The 14,560-nt window shown below is 64.9% G+C and carries 12 protein-coding genes; 8 read left to right on the forward strand and 4 right to left on the reverse strand.

The genetic code is table 11. The annotated features are described in order from the left end of the window. Positions 1 to 3: 3 nt before the first annotated feature. From FF090_RS06580 to FF090_RS06595, 4 genes are read right to left on the reverse strand one after another with little or no spacing between them, the layout of a single operon-like run. Complete coding sequence (locus FF090_RS06580; protein ID WP_259372860.1) at positions 4 to 1,431, reverse strand: mannose-1-phosphate guanylyltransferase/mannose-6-phosphate isomerase; 1,428 nt, start codon at positions 1,429 to 1,431, stop codon at positions 4 to 6. Then, positions 1,428 to 2,447, reverse strand: coding sequence for a UDP-glucose 4-epimerase GalE (gene galE, locus FF090_RS06585; RefSeq protein ID WP_138855974.1), 1,020 nt, complete (start codon positions 2,445 to 2,447; stop codon positions 1,428 to 1,430). Before galE ends, FF090_RS06580 begins: the two co-directional genes overlap by 4 nt. Continuing rightward, complete coding sequence (locus FF090_RS06590; protein WP_138855975.1) at positions 2,447 to 3,640, reverse strand: TonB-dependent receptor; 1,194 nt, start codon at positions 3,638 to 3,640, stop codon at positions 2,447 to 2,449. The genes galE and FF090_RS06590 overlap by 1 nt, the downstream gene beginning before the upstream one ends. Before the next feature lie 4 nt (positions 3,641 to 3,644). Further along, a complete protein-coding gene (locus FF090_RS06595; RefSeq protein ID WP_246071531.1) occupies positions 3,645 to 5,081 on the reverse strand; it encodes an undecaprenyl-phosphate glucose phosphotransferase in 1,437 nt (478 codons plus the stop codon). A gap of 51 nt (positions 5,082 to 5,132) precedes the next feature. Here FF090_RS06595 and FF090_RS06600 point away from each other — a divergent pair, with 51 nt between their 5' ends. The 8 genes from FF090_RS06600 to FF090_RS06635 all read left to right on the forward strand — a co-directional run bounded on the left by FF090_RS06600 (position 5,133) and on the right by FF090_RS06635 (position 14,501). Then, positions 5,133 to 5,618: a hypothetical protein gene (locus FF090_RS06600; protein WP_138855977.1), complete on the forward strand. Its 486-nt coding sequence runs from the start codon at positions 5,133 to 5,135 to the stop codon at positions 5,616 to 5,618. Then, a complete protein-coding gene (gene ubiB / locus FF090_RS06605; protein ID WP_138855978.1) occupies positions 5,618 to 7,171 on the forward strand; it encodes a ubiquinone biosynthesis regulatory protein kinase UbiB in 1,554 nt (517 codons plus the stop codon). The genes FF090_RS06600 and ubiB overlap by 1 nt, the downstream gene beginning before the upstream one ends. Positions 7,172 to 7,268: 97 nt before the next feature. Beyond that, a complete protein-coding gene (locus FF090_RS06610) occupies positions 7,269 to 8,744 on the forward strand; it encodes a high affinity choline transporter 1 (protein ID WP_138855979.1) in 1,476 nt (491 codons plus the stop codon). 81 nt (positions 8,745 to 8,825) lie between these two features. Continuing rightward, the gene (locus FF090_RS06615) at positions 8,826 to 9,107 is read left to right on the forward strand and encodes an FmdB family zinc ribbon protein (protein ID WP_138855980.1); all 282 of its coding nucleotides are present in this window, start codon (positions 8,826 to 8,828) and stop codon (positions 9,105 to 9,107) included. Positions 9,108 to 9,124: 17 nt separating this feature from the next. Then, entirely contained in the window at positions 9,125 to 9,808 is a 684-nt protein-coding gene (locus FF090_RS06620; RefSeq protein ID WP_138858310.1) for a DUF502 domain-containing protein, read from the forward strand. Positions 9,809 to 9,892: 84 nt separating this feature from the next. Next, a complete protein-coding gene (gene aspS, locus FF090_RS06625; protein ID WP_138855981.1) occupies positions 9,893 to 11,683 on the forward strand; it encodes an aspartate--tRNA ligase in 1,791 nt (596 codons plus the stop codon). Positions 11,684 to 11,758: 75 nt separating this feature from the next. After that, positions 11,759 to 12,553: a CsgG/HfaB family protein gene (locus FF090_RS06630; protein ID WP_138855982.1), complete on the forward strand. Its 795-nt coding sequence runs from the start codon at positions 11,759 to 11,761 to the stop codon at positions 12,551 to 12,553. Between the two features lie 256 nt (positions 12,554 to 12,809). Next, the gene (locus tag FF090_RS06635) at positions 12,810 to 14,501 is read left to right on the forward strand and encodes a PQQ-like beta-propeller repeat protein (RefSeq protein ID WP_138855983.1); all 1,692 of its coding nucleotides are present in this window, start codon (positions 12,810 to 12,812) and stop codon (positions 14,499 to 14,501) included. The last annotated feature ends 59 nt before the right edge of the window (positions 14,502 to 14,560 follow it).

The following is a 14,560-nucleotide window of genomic DNA, read 5'->3' on the forward strand; positions in this document are numbered from 1 at the left end:
AGATCAGGCCCGCCCGTAGGTGTCGGAGAAGCGCACGATGTCATCCTCACCCAAGTAGGAGCCCGACTGCACTTCAATGATTTCGAGCGGCAGCTTGCCCGGGTTGCACAGCCGGTGCGTGGCACCCAGCGGGATATAGATGCTCTGGTTCTCGCTCAGCAGCACGGTCTTGTCGGCCACCGTGACCTCGGCCGTTCCGCTCACCACGATCCAATGCTCGGCGCGGTGGTGGTGCATTTGCAGACTCAGAGACGCTCCCGGCTTGACCTGGATGCGTTTGACCTGGAAGCGCTCGCCATGGTCGATGCCGTCGTACCAACCCCAGGGGCGGTGCACCTTGCGATGCAGCAGCTGTTCGCCACGGCCGCTGGCCTGCAGCTTCTCCACGATGGTCTTGACCTCCTGGCTGCGCTTGCGGTCGATGACCAGCACGGCGTCGGGCATCTCCACCACCATCACATCGTTCAGACCGACGGCGGCGACCAAACGCGAGTTGGCATGCACCAGGGTGTTGCGGCAATTGGCCAGCAGGGCGTCGCCGCGCTGCACATTGCCATCGCTGTCCTGCGGGCCGACCTGCCAGACCGCTTCCCAGGCTCCCAGATCGTTCCAACCGGCGGCCAGCGGCACCATCACCAAGGCATGGGCGCTGCCGGGGCAGCGTTCCATCACGGCGTAGTCCACCGATTCGGCGGGCACGGCCGCGAAGAGCTTGGCGTCGGGGCGCACGAAGCGCTGGTCCTGCTGGGCATTGGCAAAGGCGGCTTCGGTGGCGGCCAGGATGTCGGGGCGGAAATCCTTCAGGGCGGCCAGCCAGCGCGAGGCGCGCAGCACGAACATGCCGGCATTCCAGCTGTAGCCGCCCTCGCTCAGATAGCGCTGCGCCGTGGCGAGATCGGGCTTCTCGACAAAGGCGGCGACCTGCTCGCCCTCGCAGCGGATGTAGCCGTAGCCGGTCTCAGGGCGATCGGGTGTGATGCCCAAGATCACGATGTCGCCGTCGGCCGCGCGGTGCGCGGCCTGGCGCATCGCCAGCGTGAAGGCCTCGGCATCGATGACGGTTTGATCGGCCGGCGTAATGACGAGGACCGGATCTTGCCCCGCGCGGACGGCCTGCAGCGCCGCCAGCGTCACGGCCGGGGCGGTGTTGCGGCCGCAGGGTTCGAGCAGGACGGCGCTGGGCTCTGCCTTGATTTCGCGCAGTTGCTCCAAGACAAGGAAGCGATGCTCCTCATTGCCCACCACCAGCGGCGCGGCAACTTGGAGCTGCGCATCGCCCAGTGCCGCCAGGCGCTGAGCGGCCTGTTGGAACAGGCTGGTGTTGCCGGCCAGGATCAAGAACTGCTTGGGATAGCCCGCGCGCGACAGCGGCCACAGCCGCGTGCCGCTGCCGCCGGCCATGATGACGGGTTGAATCTCGATGGGTTTCATGCAAATCCTTGGGGGTTCTGCTCTTGCCAGCGCCAGGAATCGCGGCACATGGCGTCCAGGTCGCGCCGGGCCTGCCAGCCCAGCAGTTCACGCGCCCGGGTGGGGTCGGCATAGCAGGCGGCCACATCGCCCGGGCGGCGGGCCACGATGTCGTAGGGGATGTCACGGGCGCTGGCCTGGGCATAGGCGCGCACCAGCTCCAGCACCGAGTAGCCCTGGCCGGTGCCCAGATTGACCGTGAAGCTGCCCTCATGGTCCAGCAGTCGGCGCAGCGCCGCCACATGGCCGTCGGCCAGGTCCAGCACATGGATGTAGTCGCGCACACCGGTGCCGTCCGGGGTCGGGTAGTCGCCGCCAAACACCTGCAGGCATTCGCGCCGGCCCACGGCCACCTGGGCCACATAGGGCATCAGGTTGTTGGGCACGCCGCGCGGGTCCTCGCCGATGCGGCCGCTCTCGTGCGCGCCCACGGGGTTGAAGTAGCGCAGGCAGCCGGTCTGCCACTGCGGGTCAGAGGCCCCCAGATCGCGCAGGATCTGCTCGCCGATCAGCTTGGTGGCGCCATAGGGGTTGGTGGCACTGGTGGGGGCGTCCTCGCGGATTGGCAGCTGCTGTGGGTCGCCGTAGACGGTGGCGCTGCTGGAGAACACCATGCGCCGGCAGCCCACTTGCTGCATTGCCTGGCACACCGTGATCAGGCTGCCGAGGTTGTTGCGGTAGTAGTCCAGCGGCTGCGCCACCGACTCCCCTACCGCCTTGTAGGCGGCAAAGTGCACCACGGCGTCCACACGCTCGCGCGTCAGCAGGGCCTTCATGGCCGCAGCGTCGCTGCAATCCAGGCGCTCAAAGCGCAGGGGCTGGCGCAGCAGCGGCTGCAATCGCTCCAGCACCTTGGGCGAGCTGTTGCTGTGGTTGTCCACCCCCAGCACCTCAAAGCCGGCGGCATCGAGCTGCAGCCAGGTGTGGCTGGCGATATAGCCGGCCGCACCGGTCAAGAGGACGCGTGGTGTATTCATCAGTACACCAGCCACTGCAAATTGCAGCCGGCACTTCGGGCTGAGTAGGGGATGGAAAAACCGGCTCGGCCACTGCGGCGGTCGGTCGCCACTTCACAGCTGAACTGGCCCTTCTGGCTGATGGCCCAGCGCAGGGCCAGGGCGGCGCTGCGTGTGCGGTCGCTGCCGTCCACCGCAGTCTGGCCGCTGAGACCGGAGATGTCGCGGTTCATCTGCGAGACCGAGGCATCCAGATTCAATTTGGGCGCCAGCACATAGCTCGCCAGGGCCTTGAGCTGGCGGATCTGGGTGCTGTTGTTCTCCACCAGCGCGAAGCCGCTGTCCCGGGCGTCGCTGCCCTGATCCAGGGTGCCGGTCAGATTGAATTGCAGCCGGGCGGTGGCCAGCCAACTCCAGTCCAGGCCTCCCGCACGGGTGCGGCTGCTGCGACCGCCATCGCGTGACCCCGTCCCCTGGGAGACCCGCAACTTCACGGACTGCTTGCCGCTGAGCTGCCAGTTTGCGCTGGCCTCCACGCTGCGGTTGTCGAATTGCTCCGCCAGGTAGCCCTGGTTCAGGCGCTGGGCGCGGGGGTACTCGCCGTCGCTTTCGCGCAGGCCCAGGCGCAGTTGCAGCGCGTCATTCGGAACCCAGCGAAGGCCCAGGCCCACACTGCTGAATCGGTATTCATAGGGGTCGAAACTGGCCAGGCTGAAGTCGCGCTCTTGCCAGCTGGCCTGGGCGTCTACGCGCCAGGGGCCAAACAGGCCGTACTGCACCGAGGCGCGGGCCTGGTTCTGGGTCTCGATGTTCTTGTCTTTGGTGTTGGGCAGGGTGCCGGCGTTGAAGGGGGCCAAGCTGCGACGGCTGTTGACCGACAGATTGCCGGTCCAGCGCGAGGCTAGGGCCCAGTCCAGTCCTCCGTTCAGGCCGTGCTCCAGATGGTGCAGGGCGCTGTTGCGGCGGTAATCCACGTCGCGCGCATGCCCCTCCAGGTAAAAGCGCTGGCGCCCCAGATGCAGACGGGCCCCGGCCAGCAACATGGCCGAGCGGATCCAGTCCTGACCCTCGGGTGAGCTGTTTCCCAGGCGATAGACATTGGAGGCGTGGGTCAGGCCCAGTTGCGCACCTAGATACCAGGGGGCATCGGCGGGTTGCGCGAAAGCCAGGGTGGGTGTCAGCAGCGCCAACGGAATGAAGCGGGAAGGGGTCATGAGGTCAATACGCGTGGCGGTCGAACAGCACCAGGCGTACGGTGCGAACAATGATTTGCAGGTCCAGTGCCAGGGACCAGTTGCGCAGGTATTCCAGATCGTATTCGACGCGTTCTCGCATCTTCTCGACTGTCTCGGTCTCGCCGCGCAGCCCGTTCACCTGGGCCCAGCCGGTGATGCCAGGTCTGACTTTGTGGCGCACCATATAGGCCTTGATCAGGCGGCGGTACTCGGCGTTGTGGGCCACCGCATGGGGGCGGGGCCCCACGATGCTCATGCGGCCCTGCAGCACATTGATGAACTGCGGCAATTCGTCCAGCGAGGTGCGGCGGATGAAGGCGCCAAAGCGTGTCACGCGGGCGTCCCCCTTGGTGGCTTGCGGCACATGGCTGCCGTCGTCCTGCGTGCGCATCGAGCGGAATTTGTAGACCGTGATCTCCTCGCCATCCAGGCCGTTGCGGCGCTGCTTGAAGATCACCGGCCCGGGTGAGCTGAGCTTGACGCCCAGGCCCACCAGCAGCAGCAAAGGTGAAATCAGCACCAGGATGAGGCTGGCCAGCACGATGTCTGACAGGCGCTTCACCAGACCATGGGTGCCAGTGAAGGGGGTTTCGCAGATGCCCACCACGGGCACGCCGTGCACATCCTTAAGCCGCCCCTGGATGATGCTGATGCCAAACACATCAGGCACGAAATAGAGCGAGGCGGTGGTGTCTTGCAGCTTTTCCAAAAGTTGCACGATGCGCGGCTGGGAGCCCAGCGGCAGCGTGATGTAGACCTTGCGCACGCCCAGGCGCGCAATTTCGGCGGGCAGAGCCTCCAGCCGACCCAATAGGTGGGCCTCGGCCTCAGGGTGCACACGCTCGCCTTGGCGATCGTCGAAAAATCCGAGCAACTGCGAACCCGATTGCGGATCTGCTGCCAGTGCACGCGCCACCTTCACGCCAAGGGCTGCGGCGCCCACGATGACCACCGGGCTGCGTTGGCTGGGCCGCTGTGCGGCCCAGCGCAGCCAGGCGCGCCCGAAAGCAATGGCCAGCAACTGAACAATGGGCGTCAGCAAGCCCCAGGCCAGCAGCACCGGGGTCTCGAAATAACGCAGGCTGTCGGTGGCGTAGGCAAAGGCCCAGAGGATGGTGGCCAGGGTCAGCCAGGCGCCCAGCACGTCCAGGAAGGCCGACACTGGGTGTCCGACAAAGCGGTTGCGCCCCGGAAAGCTCAGTGCAAAGACCAGCAGGCAGAGCACGGCAGTGGCTCGCCCAAGGGGCTCGTTCAGGGCCGCCATCACGGCCAACAGGCAGCCCACCGTGATGCCGGGCTCCAGGAATGCGGCCACCAGCGACTGCACCGATTGCGGTGCGCTGTAGAACAGGCGCTGGTGTTGGCGGTCCTCGAACATGAAGGCGAAGGGCGGGGCAGGGGCGGATGAGGGGCGGCGCATTCTCTCGCAGCGTGGCAGGGCTCCTGGCGGTGCTCTCCCTAGAATGCGGGCATGCTTTGGACCGAGACCCTCGCCCCCGCCTTGCAAGAACGCCTGGTGCTGTGGCTGAACCATGTGCTGAGCCGCGAGCCGGTGGCTTGTGCGAAGTTGCAGGCCTTTGTGAATCGGCGCATTTCGGTGTCCGTGCGCGGCGCGCCGGCCTGGGCGCCGCCCTTGCCCGATCTGCATCTGGCCATCACCCCGGCCGGCTTGTTCGAGCAGATCGAGGCGGCGCAGGCGGGCGAGGCCGAGTTGGCCATCGAGATCGATGCCTCCAACCCGCTGGCCTCAGCCTTTGCGGCGCTCAAGGGGCGGCGCGAGGGTGTGACGGTGCGCGGCGACGCCGGCCTGGCTGGCGCCGTCAACTGGCTGTTTGACAACCTGCGCTGGGACCCGGCCGACGATTTGGCCCGCTTTGTGGGGCCGGCGCCGGCCCAGGCCTTTGAACAAATGGCACAGGGCCTGAAGGCCACGCTGAGTCAATTCGTTCGCCGCTGATGCGCCGCCTGCTGCGCCTGGCGCTGATCCTCTGGACCTTTGCCCGTTTCGGGCTGGATGACCTGGCCCTGTCGGGCTTCAAGCAGCGCCGGGCGCGCTGGCTGCGCCGCCTGGTGGTCATGGGCCGCAGTTGGGAGCAGCCGCGCGGCGAACGCCTGCGCCTGGCGCTCGAACGCCTGGGGCCGATCTTCGTCAAGTTCGGTCAGGTGCTCTCGACCCGGCGCGATCTGGTGCCGCCCGATATCGCCGAAGAGCTGGCCAAGCTGCAGGACCGCGTGCCCTCCTTCCCGGCCGCGCAGAGCCGGGCCTTGGTGGAGCGGGCCTTTGGCAAGTCCATCGACGCCGTATTTGCGCAGTTCGACGCCGAGCCGGTGGCCAGCGCTTCCATCGCCCAGGTGCATTTCGCCCGCCTGCACGATGGGCGCGAGGTGGCCGTCAAGGTGCTGCGCCCTGGCATGCTCGATGTGATCGAGGACGATCTGGGCATCCTGCGCATCCTGGCGGTGTGGATCGAGCGCCTCAGTGCCGATGGCCGCCGCCTCAAACCCCGTGAGGTGGTGGCCGAGTTCGACATGTATCTGCATGACGAGCTCGACCTCGTGCGCGAGGCCGCCAATGCGGCCCAGCTGCGCCGCAATATGGATGGCCTGGACCTGGTGCTGGTGCCCGAGATGGTGTGGGACTACTGCACCGCCGAGGTCATCGTCATGCAGCGCATGCACGGCCTGCCCATCAGCCAGGTGGAGCGCCTGCGCGCGGCCGGGGTGGACATCAAGAAGCTGGCGCGCGACGGCGTGACCATCTTCTTCACCCAGGTGTTCCGCGACGGCTTTTTCCACGCCGACATGCACCCCGGCAACATCCTGGTGAGCACCGCGCCCGAGACCTTCCAGCGCTATGTGGCGCTGGACTTCGGCATCGTGGGCACGCTTTCCGAGGTCGACAAGGACTACCTGGCGCAGAACTTCGTGGCCTTTTTCCGGCGCGACTACAAGCGCGTGGCCGAGTTGCATGTGGAGTCCGGCTGGGTGCCGGCCCAGACCCGGGTGGATGCGCTGGAAGCTGCCATCCGTGCCGTCTGCGAGCCGCAGTTCGACAAGCCGCTCAAGGACATCTCGCTGGGCCAGGTGTTGCTGCGTCTCTTCCAGACCTCGCGTCGCTTCAATGTCGAGATCCAGCCGCAGCTGGTGCTGCTGCAAAAGACTCTGCTCAATGTCGAGGGCCTGGGACGTCAGCTTGACCCCGACCTCGACCTCTGGGCCACCGCCAAGCCCTTCCTGGAGCGTTGGATGGACGAGCAGGTCGGTCCGCGTGCCCTCGCGCGAGTGTTGAAAAAAGAGGCGCCCCGCCTGGCTCAGTTCCTGCCGGAACTGCCCCGGCTGTTGCACGACGCCCTCAAGGCGCAGGCCCAGAACGGGGCTGAGACGGCCCAGCGCGCCGTGTTGGAGGAGTTGCGCCGCACCAACCGACTGCTGCAGTTTGCGCTTTCGGCCCTGCTGGGCTTTGTGGCGGGTGGCTTGGCGGTGGGTTTGATCAGCCAGTTCTGGGGCTGACCCTCTAACGCCGGGCCGTGACCGGCCTTCATAATCGCGCCCGCGCCGCGTGGACCTCGGGTCCCCGCGGCGCTTCTTTGTCCCCGCCTCAAGCGCCATGAACACCACGCTGATTGTCTTTGTCGTCCTCTATCTGCTCGGCACCCTTGCAATCGGGGTCTGGGCCGGCTCGCGCATCAAGAACACGGCGGACTTCGCCATCGCCGGGCGCAGCCTGCCGCTGGCGATGGTGATCACCACCACCTTCGCGACCTGGTTCGGCGCCGAGACCGTGATGGGCATCCCGGCCAAATTCGTGCAGGGCGGCCTGGGCGCCATCGTCGAAGACCCCTTTGGTGCCGGTACCTGCTTGATCCTGGTGGGCCTGTTCTTCGCCGCCAAGCTTTACCAAAAGAACCTGCTGACGATCGGCGACTTCTACCGCCAGCGCTACGGCAAGGGGGTTGAGGTGTTCTGCTCGGCCGCCATCATCCTGAGCTATCTGGGCTGGGTGGCGGCGCAGATCACAGCCCTGGGTCTGGTCTTCAATGTGCTGACCAACGGCGCCATGGAGCCCGCCACCGGCATGATCATCGGCACCCTGGCGGTCTTGGTTTATGTGGTGGTGGGCGGCTTCCTGGCCGTGGCCTGGACCGACTTCATCCAGATGATCGTGCTGGTGGTGGGCCTGTCCATCATTGCCGTGTTCTCGGCCGACCTGGCCGGCGGCGCCGACAAGGTGCTGGATCTGGCCACCCAGAAGGACCTGTGGAAATTCTTCCCCGAGCCCAGCTTCACCGACGTGGCGATGTTCATCGGCGCGGCACTCACCATGATGCTCGGTTCGATCCCGCAGCAGGACGTGTTTCAGCGCGTGATGTCGGCCAAGGACGCCAAGACCGCGCAGCGCGGCGCGGTGATCGGGGGCGTCAGCTACATCCTGTTTGCCTTTGTGCCGATGTTCATCGTCGCAGCCGCCGTGGTGGTGATGGGCAACGAGGCGCTGGAACTGGCGGCCAACGACTACCAGCGCGTGCTGCCGGCCTTCATCATGGGCAAGATGCCGCTGATCATGCAGATCCTGTTCTTTGGTGCGCTGCTTTCGGCCATCAAGAGCACCTCGTCCGCCACCCTGCTGGCGCCGTCGACCAGCTTTGTCGAGAACATCCTCAAACAACTGCGCCCTGGCATGAGCGACAAGCAGCAGTTGCTGGCCATGCGCTGGACCATCGTGATCTTCTCGGGCCTTGTGCTGGCCTACGCCATTGCCATGCAGGGCACCTCGATCTATGAGCTGGTGTCGGCCGCCTACCAAGTCACCCTGGTGGGCGCCTTCGTGCCGCTGGTGATGGGCCTGTACTGGAGCCGCGCCAGCACCCAGGGCGCCATCTTCTCGCTGGTGGCCGGCGTGGGGGTTTGGATCGCCTTCATGCCGCAGGTCAGCACCTGGGGCGAGGCCTTCCCGGGCCAGCTGGCCGGGCTGATCGCTGCGTTTATCGGCATGGGCGTGGGTTCTTTGGCGCCCCAGTGGCTGGTCAACCGCCACGAGCATGTCAGCCACCACTTGAAGCCGCACCCGAACACCCTCAACTAAGGCCTGCGCCCCCGGCGCGGCCCGTGCCGCTTCGGGTCTTTCCTTAGAATCGCGGGCTTTTTGCCCCTCCGGAGTTTCCCCATGCCCATCTATGCCTATCGCTGCAGCGCCTGTGGCCACGCCAAGGATGTGCTGCAAAAACTCTCCGATGCCCCCCTGACCGCTTGCCCAGCCTGCGGTGCCGAGGCCTTTTCCAAGCAACTCACGGCGGCAGGCTTCCAGCTCAAGGGCTCGGGCTGGTATGCGACCGATTTCAAGGGCGGCGCCAGCGCGCCGGCTGCCGCATCGGCCGATAGCGCTCCCGCGCCTGCGCCGGCCGCCGCCGGTTGTGGCGCTGCCTGCACCAGCTCCGGCTGTCACTGAGGAACTGGGTGTCCACTCTGCGCAAATACCTGATCGCCGGCCTCTTGGTCTGGCTGCCCCTGGCCATCACCATCTGGGTGCTGCTGTGGGTGCTGGGCCTGCTCGACGGCATCTTTGGCGGCCTGATCGCCACCGTGGTGAAGGTGGTGCCGCCCGGCTTGGGAGAGGCCCTGCGCGAGCTGCGCCAGATCCCCGGCCTGGGCGTGCTGACGCTCTTGCTGTTGATGCTGGGCACCGGCGTGTTCGCCGCCAACATCGTGGGGCAGTGGTGGCTCAAGCAATGGGACCGCCTGCTGCACCAGGTGCCCATCGTCAAAAGCATCTACAGCTCGGTCAAGCAGGTCAGCGACACCCTGTTCTCCAGCAAAGGCAATGCCTTTCGTGAGGCCGTGTTGGTGGAGTACCCGCGTGCCGGCAGCTGGACGATTGCCTTTGTCACCGGAACGCCGGCTCCCGAGGTGGCGCCCTTGCTGGGCGATGGCAGCGAGCATGTTTCGATCTATGTGCCCACCACGCCCAACCCGACATCGGGCTTCTTCCTGATGGTGCCCAAGAGCCAGTTGCGCCCGCTGGCCATGAGCGTGGACGCCGCGCTCAAGCACATCATTTCCATGGGTGTCGTGGCACCGAATGCCACATCAACGGCGGCAGCAGATGGACAGGGTAAGGGGGCGCCGAGCGACCCCAATCCGATCGGCTGAGTCCACGGGCGCCGGACTCAGCCAGGCTCATCGCCACCCCCCATTCCAGTTTTTGTTGGCCGCGCGGGCGGTCAGGAGTCAGAAATGCGTACGAGTTATTGCGGTGATGTGAGCGAGGCCCTGCTGGGCCAAGAAGTGACCTTGATGGGTTGGGCCCATCGCCGGCGCGACCACGGTGGCGTGATCTTCATCGACCTGCGCGATCGTCAGGGTCTGGTGCAGATCGTCTGCGACCCCGATCGTGCCGAGATGTTCAAGACCGCCGAGGGCGTGCGGGGCGAGTTCTGCTTGCAGGTCAAGGGTCTGGTGCGCGCACGCCCGGCCGGCACCGAGAACGCCGGGCTGACCAGCGGCAAGATCGAGGTGCTCTGCCATGAGCTGGTGGTGCTCAACCCCAGCGTCACGCCGCCCTTCCAGCTGGACGATGAGAACCTCAGCGAGACCACGCGCCTGACGCATCGCGTGCTGGATCTGCGCCGTCCGCAGATGCAGAAGAACCTGATGCTGCGCTATCGCGTGGCGATGGAATCGCGCAAATACCTGGACGAAATGGGCTTTGTCGACATCGAGACCCCGATGCTGACCAAGAGCACGCCCGAAGGTGCGCGCGATTACCTCGTGCCCAGCCGAGTGCAGGACGGCCAATTCTTCGCGCTGCCCCAGAGCCCCCAGCTCTTCAAGCAGCTCTTGATGGTCTCGGGCTTCGATCGCTACTACCAGATCACCAAGTGCTTCCGCGACGAAGACCTGCGCGCCGACCGCCAGCCCGAGTTCACCCAGATCGATATCGAGACCTCTTTCCTGACGGAAGAGGAAATCCGCTCGATGTTCGAAGGGATGATCCGTCATGTGTTCCGCAAGGCCTTGAACGTCGAGTTGGGTGACTATCCGGTGATGGCCTATGCCGAGGCGATGCACCGCTTCGGTTCGGACAAGCCGGACCTGCGCGTCAAGCTCGAGTTCACCGAGCTGACCGACTGCATGGCCGATGTGGACTTCAAGGTCTTCAGCGGCCCCGCCACCACCCCGGGTGGCCGCGTGGTGGCCCTGCGCGTGCCGGGCGGTGCGGAGATGAGCCGCGGCGAAATCGACGCCTACACCGAGTTCGTCAAGATCTACGGCGCCAAGGGTCTGGCCTGGGTCAAGGTCAATGAAGTGGCCAAGGGCCGCGATGGCCTGCAGAGCCCCATCGTCAAGAACATCCATGACGCTGCGATCGCCGAGATCTTGAAGCGCACCGGTGCGCAGGATGGCGACATCCTGTTCTTCGGCGCCGACAAGGCCAAGGTCGTCAACGACGCCATCGGCGCGCTGCGTATCAAGATCGGCCACAGTGAATTTGCCAAGGCCAAGGGTCTGTTCGAAGACCGTTGGGCGCCGCTGTGGGTGGTGGACTTCCCGATGTTCGAGCACGACGAAGAGAACAACCGCTGGGCGGCCGTGCACCACCCCTTCACCGCGCCCAAGGATGGGCACGAGGACTTCATGGTGACCGATCCCGGGCGTTGCATTGCCAAGGCCTACGACATGGTGCTCAACGGCTGGGAATTGGGCGGCGGCTCGGTTCGTATCCACCGCGCCGAAGTGCAGGCCAAGGTGTTCGCCGCGCTGAACATCAGCGAAGAAGACCAGCGCCTCAAGTTCGGCTTCCTGCTCGACGCCCTGCAGTACGGCGCGCCCCCGCACGGTGGCCTGGCCTTCGGCCTGGACCGCCTGGTCACGCTGATGACCAAGGCCGAGTCGATCCGCGACGTGATCGCCTTCCCCAAGACCCAGCGCGCCCAGTGCTTGCTGACCGGGGCGCCGTCCAACGTGGACGAGAAGCAGCTGCGCGAGTTGCACATCCGTCTGCGGAATGCCACTCCGGCTGCTTGATGGTCGGGGTGCATGAGTCAAAGGGCAGCTTCGGCTGCCCTTTTTCGTTTCTGTGACCAAACGTAGGGAGCTCGAATGAGAACAAAGGCATCTGTGTTGGCGGTGTGGGTGTTGTTGGCGGCCTGCGGCAAGCAGGGCACGGAGCTGGGCGAGGGCGGATCCGTCATCAGCGGCTCGGCCGGCCCCGCTGGGGCCAAGAATGCCGCCAAGCAGCTCGTGAAATGCGATGCCCCGGTGGCCACCCTGGCCCTGGTGGAGAACCCCAACGGCTACGTCTATGGCGGTGCACGTGGCCTCCCGGAGAGTCCCTTGCCTCTGGTGCGTCTGCTGGCGCAACAAAGCGGCTGCTTTCGCGTGATGGACCGCAATGCCGGCCTCAAGCAGGTGATTCAGGAGCAAGAGCTCAAGGACGCCGGCGTATTGCGTCAGAAGGGCAGCACAGTGCAGAAGGGCAAGGGCTATGAGGCCCAGTACGCGCTGACGCCCTCGCTGACCTTCAGCCAAATGGACGCCGGTCGCGAGGTGGGCGGACTGATGGGGCAGATCCCGGTGCTCAGGAGCTTTGTCGGCGCCGCCGAGCAGGTCAAGCTCAAGGAGGCTCAGGTGGCCCTGATGCTGGTGGACACCGAAACCACCGAGCAGGTGGCCGCCGCCACGGGCTCGGTGCGCGTCACCGATCTGGGCGTGGGTGGCTTCGTGCTGGGCAAGCTGGGCGGCGCAGCCGGCGCCGGCTGGGCCAATAGCGCCGAGGGCAAGGTGATTGCGGCGGCCTTCCTGGACGCGCACAACCAGCTGGTGGAGCAGGCGCGTGAGCTACAGGCCAAGGAGTTGCCGCCAGGAGTGGTGACGAAGAGGAAGGCGAGTGAGTAGCAAGGACTCGAACGTCGGTCTAGCAAGTTTGTGTGTGGTCCGGCTGAGCAAACGTCTGAAGGCTTGAAGAATCATCTTGTGCTGTTAGCTGATCGCTGCCGAGTTGACATGATCCATGGCACGAAGGTCATTTGCAGAGCCTCAAGGTAAAGTCGCTAGACCTAACAGGTCTGAGTGCAGTCCTTCATAGAAGGCAGCCCAGCACAAGCGCCGGCACGGGCGTTCAGAAGAACAGAAGCAACGGAGGAATCCCTAAATGAGCAAACCGATTCAATTTCGGTGTGACGTGGCGTTGCCGCGCTCAACGGGCACATCGTGCCTCCATCGCGCTAAGCCTCGGTTAAGCATGGTGCTTGCTGCTAGTTTGCTTTGGGGCTGCGGCGGAGGAGGCGGTGGTGGTGGCTCGACATCCGAACCGCAACCAAATGGCAACTGGCTGAGCCTTACGCCCTCGCCCTTGGAGGTCACGAACTACGAAGGCGAAACCCGGTTCATCTCCATCACGGCGACGGCATCAAGGGTTGTCGAAGGTAATTTCAACATCGGCATCATTGATAGCAAGGGCATCACCACTGGAACCGTGGACCTGATGTCCACCAGCCAGATGAGCTATGTCGCCAAGATGCAGCTTGCCCCTTCGTTGGCGGTTGGTACTCATGAAGGCAGCCTGGAGGTGCGAGTCTGTCGGGATAGTCCCCTGACCTGCGCCCAGCCGATTTCGGGCTCTCCCTGGCAAGTTCCCTATAAGGTCTCTATCCGGAGTGCGACTAACCTGACGCCCCTCGTACCGCTGCCCGGTGCCTTGGAATGGTCGACGAGTCGAGGGAATTCGGCGCGCACTGCTGTTGTCGACGCTGACGTGTCTGCGGCTAATTTCAATCGCCGCTGGGCTCTACGTTCCGGCCTCTCCGGCGCGCTCTCTCATTCGGGCCGATTGTTCGGCTGGAACAACTCTGGCATTGCCGCCTACGCGGAGCATGACGGCAGCAAGATCTGGGGGCGCGGTGATGGGGGCTCGTCGGAGCGCGATTGGCATAGCGGTCTGACGGTCAGTAATGGTCGATTGTGGGTCATTGCCGAAGACTATGACTGGACGATCAGTCAACTGGGCTCAAATCTGCTTGCATATGACAGCAAGTTGGGAACTCTGCTCTCCACGACAAGGCTTGAGCCGTCGCCGCAAAAAATCGACTTCGAAATTCCCCGCGTGCCCTCCGCAGTGATCGACCAGGGCGCCGTATTTAGCGGCACGATAAGTGGCACCGTTCGCCGACATGCGGAGGCGGATGGCAAGCTTAGTTGGAGCGCGATGCCGTCGAGCGAACCGCTCTCTCCGATGCAGCGCGGACTGCCTGTCTCGGTGGCCCACGGACGCTTGGTCGGGTTCGACGGTAGGCGGCTAATTGCGATGGATCCGGCGACCGGTGCCACCCTATTTAGCATCAAGGCCGAGGGCGGCACCGCCAACTATCAGGGTGCTGCACCCGTGCTTGCCAGTGCAGATCGCGCGTACGTGACTTCGTACTTTAGTCACACGGCCCCGAATCCTGTAAGTGCCGGCGGCCGGTTAACCGCCTTTGACCTGTCCACGCGCACTCAACGCTGGACTCGGGGCGAAATGATTTCATCGAGTGCAGTTGAAAAGGACCGTACCGTTTATGTTGTCGATAGCGGCAACTCCTTGTTGGCTCTGGACAGCGCCACCGGCGCTGAGCAGTGGCGTTGGGGGCCAGCTCAGGCCCGCGATGCCTTCCCTGGCAAGGAATACCCTCTGCTGATCGTCGGCAAGTACGTTTTCATTTCTATGGGTGATGCCACCTACGCTGTGGACAGCGTTTCGCGAAAGACCGCTTGGGAGTATCCGATGGGCGGATCGCTAGCGGTGACTGCGAATGGGACGTTGGTGATCTCGGGTATTCACGGTGTGGTGGCTGTGAACTTGCGGTGAAGGCGGGTTGTTGGGAGGGCATTGCCGGGCTAGCGAAAGCCATTTCAGGCTCAAGTCTC

The organism is Inhella inkyongensis (assembly GCF_005952805.1).
Taxonomy (GTDB): Bacteria; Pseudomonadota; Gammaproteobacteria; order Burkholderiales; family Burkholderiaceae_C; genus Inhella; species Inhella inkyongensis.

Coding starts and splice junctions, on each gene's coding strand:
- FF090_RS06635 (WP_138855983.1), top strand. CDS start 12,810: ATGAGCAAACCGATTCAATTTCGGTGTGACGTGGCGTTGCCGCGCTCA.
- ubiB (WP_138855978.1), top strand. CDS start 5,618: ATGCGCCGCCTGCTGCGCCTGGCGCTGATCCTCTGGACCTTTGCCCGT.
- aspS (WP_138855981.1), top strand. CDS start 9,893: ATGCGTACGAGTTATTGCGGTGATGTGAGCGAGGCCCTGCTGGGCCAA.
- FF090_RS06580 (WP_259372860.1), bottom strand. CDS start 1,431: ATGAAACCCATCGAGATTCAACCCGTCATCATGGCCGGCGGCAGCGGC.
- FF090_RS06600 (WP_138855977.1), top strand. CDS start 5,133: ATGCTTTGGACCGAGACCCTCGCCCCCGCCTTGCAAGAACGCCTGGTG.
- FF090_RS06630 (WP_138855982.1), top strand. CDS start 11,759: ATGAGAACAAAGGCATCTGTGTTGGCGGTGTGGGTGTTGTTGGCGGCC.
- FF090_RS06590 (WP_138855975.1), bottom strand. CDS start 3,640: ATGACCCCTTCCCGCTTCATTCCGTTGGCGCTGCTGACACCCACCCTG.
- FF090_RS06615 (WP_138855980.1), top strand. CDS start 8,826: ATGCCCATCTATGCCTATCGCTGCAGCGCCTGTGGCCACGCCAAGGAT.
- galE (WP_138855974.1), bottom strand. CDS start 2,447: ATGAATACACCACGCGTCCTCTTGACCGGTGCGGCCGGCTATATCGCC.
- FF090_RS06595 (WP_246071531.1), bottom strand. CDS start 5,081: ATGCGCCGCCCCTCATCCGCCCCTGCCCCGCCCTTCGCCTTCATGTTC.
- FF090_RS06610 (WP_138855979.1), top strand. CDS start 7,269: ATGAACACCACGCTGATTGTCTTTGTCGTCCTCTATCTGCTCGGCACC.